At 32.6% G+C, this 8,562-nt stretch carries 6 protein-coding genes, 5 tRNA genes and 1 pseudogene; 8 read left to right on the forward strand and 4 right to left on the reverse strand.

The annotated features are described in order from the left end of the window. Positions 1-421 precede the first annotated feature (421 nt). Complete coding sequence (locus B6C99_RS01995) at positions 422-2,164, forward strand: carbohydrate porin (RefSeq protein WP_086358299.1); 1,743 nt, start codon at positions 422-424, stop codon at positions 2,162-2,164. A 96-nt stretch (positions 2,165-2,260) separates the two neighbouring features. Here B6C99_RS01995 and B6C99_RS13490 read toward each other — a convergent pair. Then, positions 2,261-3,259: pseudogene (locus B6C99_RS13490) on the reverse strand (substrate-binding domain-containing protein). A gap of 507 nt (positions 3,260-3,766) precedes the next feature. After that, positions 3,767-3,946, reverse strand: coding sequence for a hypothetical protein (locus tag B6C99_RS02005; protein WP_086358300.1), 180 nt, complete (start codon positions 3,944-3,946; stop codon positions 3,767-3,769). Positions 3,947-4,167: 221 nt separating this feature from the next. Between B6C99_RS02005 and B6C99_RS02010 the strand changes: the two genes are divergently transcribed. The 7 genes from B6C99_RS02010 (at position 4,168) to B6C99_RS02040 (ending at position 6,554) form a co-directional block, all read left to right on the forward strand. Then, complete coding sequence (locus B6C99_RS02010; RefSeq protein ID WP_086358301.1) at positions 4,168-4,782, forward strand: TIGR04211 family SH3 domain-containing protein; 615 nt, start codon at positions 4,168-4,170, stop codon at positions 4,780-4,782. After that, a complete protein-coding gene (locus B6C99_RS02015; RefSeq protein ID WP_086358302.1) occupies positions 4,783-5,880 on the forward strand; it encodes a hypothetical protein in 1,098 nt (365 codons plus the stop codon). A 117-nt stretch (positions 5,881-5,997) separates the two neighbouring features. Continuing rightward, positions 5,998-6,074 (forward strand) — tRNA-Met (locus B6C99_RS02020). Positions 6,075-6,111: 37 nt separating this feature from the next. Further along, positions 6,112-6,196, forward strand: a tRNA-Leu gene (locus B6C99_RS02025). Positions 6,197-6,222: 26 nt separating this feature from the next. Further along, positions 6,223-6,297, forward strand: a tRNA-Gln gene (locus B6C99_RS02030). Positions 6,298-6,372: 75 nt separating this feature from the next. Then, positions 6,373-6,454: transfer RNA gene (locus B6C99_RS02035), tRNA-Leu, on the forward strand. A 25-nt stretch (positions 6,455-6,479) separates the two neighbouring features. Then, a tRNA-Gln gene (locus tag B6C99_RS02040) sits at positions 6,480-6,554 on the forward strand. Positions 6,555-6,694: 140 nt separating this feature from the next. On the opposite strand, the gene B6C99_RS02045 is transcribed toward B6C99_RS02040, so the two are convergent. Continuing rightward, on the reverse strand, positions 6,695-7,495 hold the full coding sequence (locus B6C99_RS02045) for a YdgH/BhsA/McbA-like domain containing protein (RefSeq protein ID WP_158092422.1): 801 nt from the start codon (positions 7,493-7,495) through the stop codon (positions 6,695-6,697). A gap of 300 nt (positions 7,496-7,795) precedes the next feature. Further along, complete coding sequence (locus B6C99_RS02050; RefSeq protein WP_086358304.1) at positions 7,796-8,428, reverse strand: CoA pyrophosphatase; 633 nt, start codon at positions 8,426-8,428, stop codon at positions 7,796-7,798. Positions 8,429-8,562 lie beyond the last annotated feature (134 nt).

The following is an 8,562-nucleotide window of genomic DNA, read 5'->3' on the forward strand; positions in this document are numbered from 1 at the left end:
TGTTGACCATTTCAGCAATAATCAAATTATTAGATTCTCTTTTCAATAGTTCGTAGTTTAACAATTGTTAATTAATATTATGATTTTACTTGCTAAGCATAAATAATCGTTTACTACAAAAGAGTTTTACCAATTCTTGTAATCGATTACATTAAATTTTTTTTAAAAATGTTATAAAAAACAATGAACTTTGGCTGGCGTAAAATACTAATGTGACACGTGTCACATTCCAGAGATTTATTTGTTAAATGATCAAATTTATTGGTTATAGTAAATAAGCTTATTTAATAAGCATTGGATTGCTACCGTAGCAGTATAACGGGCAAAACCTAAAGCATAGATTATAAATCTACGCTTTAGGTTTTTTTTTGTCTTAAGTTCGGGACTTCTTTTATCTCTATTAAATAATGAGTAGAAAAAAATGAAATATTTAACTAAGGCAGTATTGAAAGTAAAACCTAAACGAATTGTTTTAATTACTTTGCTTGGCTTGTGCTATATACCAAACTCTTTTGCTACTAATCAAGATGAGTTAGAAGCTAGAATATCTATGTTAGAGCAAAAATTATTAGCACTGTCTCAAGAATCTATAGATTTAAAAAAACAAGTGATTGAATCGAATAAACAACTTGCACAGCTAAATAAAAATATTCAACAGCAACAGGTTGTAATTAATAATCAGCAGAGAGCATTGAAAAAACAAAATGTTGCTGTAGCAAATGTCCAAAATAATGTTGATTCTAAAACTGTTGTGCAACAGCAGCCGACATTCGATAATCAAATTGTGTTAGTTAATGACTCCAAAACAAATGGTAGTAAAGACGAGTCAACAGCAACTAAAACAATTAAAAATTCCTATACCCTTTCTGAGTTTAAAGATTTCATCAAAGATGAAATTGGTTTTTCATTTAATGGTTATTTCCGTGGTGGTTGGTCTACTTCAAAAAATGGTAAACCAAAAAATTATGCTGAAGGGGCCCTAGGTAGATTTGGTAACGAGTATGGTGGTTGGTATGACCTGGTATTCAAACAGAAAGTGTATGATGAAGATGGTCATAGGGTTGATGCTATTGTTATGATTGATGGTAATGTGGCCACGAATAAGGCTGCTGGTTTGTTTAATACCCAAGATGATAATATTATGCAGTTTTCTGATATTTATTTATCGACTAAAGGATTTATTCCTGGTTTTCCTGATGCAAATTTATGGGTAGGTAAACATTCACTTCCATATAATGAAATTCAAATGTTGGATTGGAAAACTCAAAAAACCCCAGCCGGTGGCGGAATCGGTATTGAAGGTTTAGATGCTGGCGTTGGTAAACTTGATTTAGCTTTAGTTAGAGCTGATGTTAATGTCAAACAAACTAAAGAAGTCGAGGTTGTTGAGAACGGTAAAGTTAAAAGAAAAGAAGTTACTAAGCGTGAAGAAGTTGATCTAAATGAAGTAGAGTTTCGCTATCGAGATATTGCTTTATGGCAAGATGCAACCTTGGCGATTAATGGTCGTTACTCGGCACCAAATAAATCGAAAATCCAAGATAGCATTAGTGTCAAAAATGCTTGGTTAGGTAGCTTTGTTCTAAGACAAAATAATTTCTTTGGTGGATTTAATCAATTAACGTTACAAACTGCAACTAATTCAGTGGCTTCTCAATTAGCCAATATTAACACTAATAACCCTGAGTTTGCAGCTAATTCTGATAACGATTATATTGGTACCCATACTGATGGTAAAGCTTATCGTTTGGTATCAGAAGGAGAGGCTTATTTAGCTGATAAAGTCATAGTCGCTCATGCTCTAGCACTGACAAGCGGTAAAGATGTCTTTTCGTATGACTTGAATTTAGCTCATACTGATTTTACTAGTTTTAAATCGGCAATTAGACCTGCTTATATTTGGGATACTTACAATCAAAGTGGTGTGGAGTTAGGTTACTTTAAACAAAAAAATAAAGTTAAAGGCAAAAGTTATACTGAGGAAGGCTTTAAAACAACACTCTTCCACTCGTTTAAAGTGGGTGAGAGCATTTTAGCTTCAAGACCTGATATTCGTTTTTATGTTTCGTATATAGAATCAATGCAAAATGAAATCAGTAAATTTGACTTTAATGGCAAAGAAAATCAAATTAGTTTTGGTGTGCAAACTGAAGTTTGGTTTTAGCTAGTCTTATTTGGGTAAATAAGTCAATGTCGAAAACTGTTATTATAAAGTTTTCGACATTTCTTAGGGCCTTGTTCGTTTTAAGTTTAATATTAATTAGCGAATATTATTAACTGAGTATCGTTTAGTTAACGTTGGAATAAATACATTGATTAAGTTAGCTGGATGAGGTTCTCCTTTTGTTAATTGTAATGCAAGTTCAGCTGCTTGTTCGGCCATTGTGTGTAATGGATAACGAATAGTTGTTAGCTTTGGATGTAAATATCGAGCAATTAAAAGATCATCAAAGCCAATGATCGAAATATCATCCGGAATTTTTATATCATTATCGTATAATACTGACATAGCACCAGCAGCCATTGAATCATTGTAACAGGCAATCGCCGTAATTTGTCGATTTCGTTCTAAAAGAGACATCATTGCTTGTTCTCCTCCTTCTTCATTAGGAGAACCGAAGGCAATAAAATTATCATTAATATCAATGTGATGCTCGATTAATGCATCTTTATAGCCTTGTAATCTATCTGCTGAGTCAGAGATGCTGTGATTGGAACATAAATATCCAATATTAGTATGACCATGCTAAATTAAATGTTTAACGGCTAGGTACGAACCATAACGACTATTAAGAGCAATACAGCGTTTTTCAAAACCTTCCAATATTCGATTAATTAGAACCATACCAGGAATTTGTTGCATTAGCTTTATTAATTGATCATCCTCTAGCATTTTTGCATGCACAACTAAAGAAGAACAACGATGTTCTATAAGATTAGTTATAGCATTATATTCTTGTTTTTTATTGTGGTAACCATTACCAATCAGCAAAAAATGGCCGTTTTTCGCTGCAACTTTTTCAACAGTACTAATCATCGCGCCATAAAATGGATCGGATAGGTCTGCCACCACAATGCCAATGGTATTAGCATTTTGTTGTGATAATGCACGCACATTAGCATCAGGGTAATAATTTAATTTTTCCTTGTTTTTTTACGGTTTCACGCGTGTTATCAGTGACGTTTGCGGTATTGTTGATAACTCTACTATTGCAACAGAAACTTTAGCTAATTGTGAAACATCTTTTATAATCACCATAGAAAAACCTTTTAAATTATTATTGATACTTCTTAAACTTTTTCTTTTTTGTATATATATAATTGAGAGAATTAATAACAATTAAATCAAAAATAGTTCACCCTTGGAATATCAGCTAATGCTTACTATATTCTTTTTTAATTTAAACATTTGCTAAAGATCACATAATCTTCTCAATTTATGAGTTAATGGATAATAAAGCAAAAAAATAGTTTCCCAATAAACCATTAACACCTGAATCGTTTCAGTTATAATTTATTAATTAAGGAAAATGAACGATTGCTTAAACCGCCCTTTAAATTGTTTGAAATTCAACCTGATTGAGCTATTTTGTAGTCACTTTCATTAACCAATCTCCTGAAGGTATAGTATCTGTTATCATAGATTTTAGAAATGATTTCATTGCTCTTCAACAGATTTTTTAGCCAGATCGAGTTTGAAACCCATGTACCCAACTATAGTTGAATGACCTTCATGTTTAAGTGTACTAAAGTTCACATCGCCTTCTTATGGACAAAGAGTAACAGGGACGTCAACATCAATACGTGAATTTGGTTCAGCCGATATAAACATATCAACCTCATCAGTGTTTAGATACTGTAATCGTTTACCAAAATAACAGAGTTTAGCATATGGTTGAGTGCGTAAGGTGATATCTATATAGCAGGTTATAAGATTGCAGTTCATATTTTTCCAAAAATTTATCACTTTCCAGATATAAAATCATAATAATTTTTGTTAATTAATATGATTAATGTTTAATTTTGTGATTAAGATCTGAACAAATATAATTGATTCCATTTCATTTTAAATATTTAATTAAGCTATTTTTATTATAAATGGTTGTGCGAAAAGGCAATATTTTGTGTTATTATGTTTCTAACCATTGGTAAAGTTTGAAAATTTTTATGAAAAAACAGAATATTATTACTTTATTTTCTTTAGTCACATTGGTTTTTAGTGTTGAAGCTGTAGATAAATATGTAACTGAAAATGTTGATGTTTATCTTCGTCGTGGTCCTAGTTCTCAATATGCCTATACGGGTGCCGTTAAATCGGGGGAAAAGGTTATAGAACTTGAGAAAAGTGTTGATGGGAAATATACTCGAATACAACTTCCTACTGGCAGTTCAGCTTGGATTGAGTCTAATAAATTAAAAGATCAACCTAGTTTTAAAGAACTTGTTCCAACATTAGAAGCACAACTCGCTGAGTATAAAGATAAAGTTGATAACGCAGAAAAAAATCAACAAAATGCCATCCAAGATTATGCCGAAAGACTACAAAAAGCCGAACAATCGATTGAAAACCTACAAGCTAAGAATAATGAGTTAGAACAACTTAATAAACAGCAAGAGATTAAGCTTGAGTCTATGTTGAATCAAGTTGATGATAAGCGCCGAGATCTGATTGTAACTTGGTTTACTTATGGTGGATTAGTTGCTGGTGGTGGTTTCCTTCTAGGTCTTATTTTGCCGGCTATTATGCCTGGCCGTCGTAAAAAAGATCGTTGGATGCGTTAAATGAGTAAAATCTATCTTGTTGGCGGTTCAGTTAGAGATAGATTGTTACATCTCCCTGTTGTTGATCGAGACTGGGTTGTGGTTGGTGCAACCCCAGATGAACTTTTAGCATTAGGTTATCAACAGGTTGGTAAAGATTTTCCTGTTTTTCTACATCCCAAAACTAAAGAAGAGTATGCTCTAGCTCGAACAGAGCGGAAATCAGGTAAAGGCTATACAGGCTTTATATGTGACTTTAGTAAAGATATTACTTTAGAGCAAGATCTTATTCGACGAGATCTTACTATAAATGCGATTGCCATGGATCAAGAAGGCAATATAGTCGATCCTTATCAGGGTGTTAATGATATTAAGCTTAAATTATTACGCCATGTTTCACCTGCATTCAGAGAAGATCCACTACGAATTTTGCGTGTGGCACGTTTTGCTGCCCGTTATCACCATTTAGGTTTCAGAATTGTTGCTGAAACGAATAATTTAATGAAAGAAATGGTCTTTGCTGGTGAAATAAATACCCTTACAGCAGAAAGAGTATGGAAAGAGACTGAAAAGGCGCTAGCGACTGAGGATCCTCAAGTTTATTTTCAAGTACTGGAACAATGTGGTGCTTTAGCGTTATTATTTCCATCTCTTAAACTTTCCTGCACTATTACTGATGCATTAAAAAAATCGACTTTATTGACTGATGATCTGACCGTGCGTTTTGCAGTCTTATGTGGTGAGTTTGCATCCAAAACTGAGCTAAAAAAACTTTGTTTAAAAATTAAAGCCCCCAATCAATATACAAAATTAGCAATTATGGTGCAGCAATTTCACAATAGTGTTGCTAATGTGACACAGTTAACTGCAGAACAAATTATCGAATTGTTCAATAAAATAGATGTATGGCGCAATCCAGCCCATCTTAATCAATTGATAATTGCTAGCCAATCTTATGCTAAAACGGAATTATTTCCTCAAGCTCAATACCTTGAACAAGCATATAAATTAGCTCAAGCAGTCGATGTTCAAAATATTATTGCCGAAGGTTATACTGGAAAGTTAATTCATAATGAGTTACAAAAAAGGCGAATTGAAGTGATATTAAACGGTATTTGATTGCATCTTAATCAATCGTCACTTTTTTTTAAAATATCTAAAAAAAAGGGTTGACGATTTGCCGTAACACAAGCATAATGCGCCTCGCAGTGTTGGTTATGACGTTGCGAATGAAATGGCTACGTAGCTCAGTTGGTTAGAGCACATCACTCATAATGATGGGGTCACAGGTTCGAATCCCGTCGTAGCCACCATTAAGATTAGTTTGTACTTTTACCGAAAGTATACAGTGCGGGTGTGGCGAAATTGGTAGACGCACCAGATTTAGGTTCTGGCGCCGCAAGGTGTGTGAGTTCAAGTCTCTCCACCCGCACCATTTTAATCTTAATGTCTATCCTTTATTGGGGTATAGCCAAGCGGTAAGGCAGCGGGTTTTGATCCCGCCACGCCCAGGTTCGAATCCTGGTACCCCAGCCATTCCAATCTGTCTTTTTGATATCTGATTATTTGTCTATTTTTATTTTTTCATTTTATCTTTATAATCAATGTTATACGGGTATGGCGGAATTGGTAGACGCGCTAGATTCAGATTCTAGTTCCGAAAGGTGTGCGAGTTCAAATCTCACTACCCGTACTAGATATCTCATTTCAATATAAGTTGGGGTATAGCCAAGCGGTAAGGCAGTGGATTCTGATTCCACCATTCCAAGGTTCGAATCCTTGTACCCCAGCCATTAGAATTTATGTAAACAATTCATGTCGCTATAATGACATAAATTAATTTAATACTAAACTTAAAAGCCTAATTAAATAAAATAATTATCCATGCGAAAAAGTATAATTTTTTACGCATGGATAGCTATAAAATAAATGATTATCTATACAAATTTACATAAACAGTTTGAGCAGTTTCAGGACGGTTTGTTGATACTTCTTTGACATAGTAGAAATGAGCTTCGTTAGCAATAGCATATTTTTGTGCTGCAGCACTAATTTCGCTAGTATTGTTAAATGTACCGTGGAAAACGATAGTTTTATAAGGTTTCATGATTTTGAATGCTTCGCTAGTGATTTCATAAGCATCTTGCCCTTCAATTGCTTTAGAGATGATAAAGTCACGAACAGGCGCATCTTTTTTGAATAAAGCAACTTCAATATCTTGCTCACGATTTTTTATATCATCAGCAATAATTGAATAAACATAAAACGCATAAGCATTTTTTTCATTAGCGATTTTACTTGCTGCATCTAAAACTTCAGAAGTGTTATTGTACTCACCTTTAAATTTAACTACCTCAAATGGTAAATAATAGAGTGCTTTTGAGCGTGGATAAAGTACTACACCGTTATGAGTAACATTTTCTTTGTTTACAGCAATAGGTGCATTTGATTTATAAACATCAGCATAAACAATAGTACGATCTGTTGAGGTACCTGTAGAGGGTTGTTCAATACCAGTTATATGATAATATTTAGCACCAGCTTCGTCCGCAGCTTTGGATATATCATCCGCTGCATTTTGTGCTTGTAAATAACTACCAGTTACTGAGATTTCTTTGAAAGGAATTAAATTTTTACTTTCCTCAGCTGTTAATGGTAATGCAGCATAAATATTGGCAACAGGTAGAGATAATAGTAAAGCTAACGCAATAGATGATTTATTAAAACGTTTCATAATAATGTCCTTCATATTTTATGTTATAAAATTAAAAAATCTAACTTATATCTATGTGGGTATAGCAGAAAGTATGGACTAAGTGAAACACTTGTGAAGTTTATTTTTTTAATAACTCATTTAAATAGTGAGATGACATACTGTAAAAATTTTGAAAAACAAAAACGAACCATTCGTAGTATATATTAATCAAAATATTTGTGAAGATACTGAAAAACTTTTTTATAAAAAAAATATTTTTAAGCATTTTATGCTAAAACTTGAGAAATTATAAAAATAATTTTTTAACAAATATTTATACTAGAATTCGTCATTAATATTAATTCTGCTAATGAAACTATTAATAATTTGTGCAGTCAATCCCCAAATAACAAAATCATTATATTGATAAAAATAGACATCATGTTGTGATTTTTTCTGCCAATTGGAAGTACGATTTGGTATTAAATCAAATGGAAAATTATCGTCGGGTTTAAATCCTACAAACATAGTTGATAGTTTGGGTGGATGCGTAATAAACCATTTAATTGGTACAGTAAAAACAGATTCAACTTCATCATAGTTAATTATCAAATCATTCAATTTATCTAAATGATTAATTTTTGCGACAAAGGGATAAATTATCATACCAAATGATGCAATAAATTTAGGTAATTGTCCCAATATGATTATTTGATCTAGCGCAATTCCTAATTCTTCGAAAGTTTCACGTTTTGCAGTATATTCGGGACTTATATCAGATAATTCAATTCGCCCTCCTGGAAAACAGGTATCATTGGGTTGCCATTTTAGTTTTTTTGAACGTACCTGAAAAAGTAAGTGTAATTGGTTTTCAATCTCGATAATTGGCACTAGTACTGCGGCTTTATTTGTAAATTGAGTTTGGTTTTTGGAGTTTTTTAAAGATTGTGATATTTTTTCTACAGTGATCATAATATTTATTTCGTTTTATTTTTAAATTTACATTCTTTTTACGTTATAATATAGATTTATTGAAGAAATTATTCGTCAATAGTACATCTGTCTACCTGAATTATGCTATGCAACACAATATTAATGAGATAAAA

It is taken from the genome of Gilliamella sp. N-G2, assembly GCF_002142215.1.
Lineage (GTDB): Bacteria > Pseudomonadota > Gammaproteobacteria > Enterobacterales > Orbaceae > Gilliamella.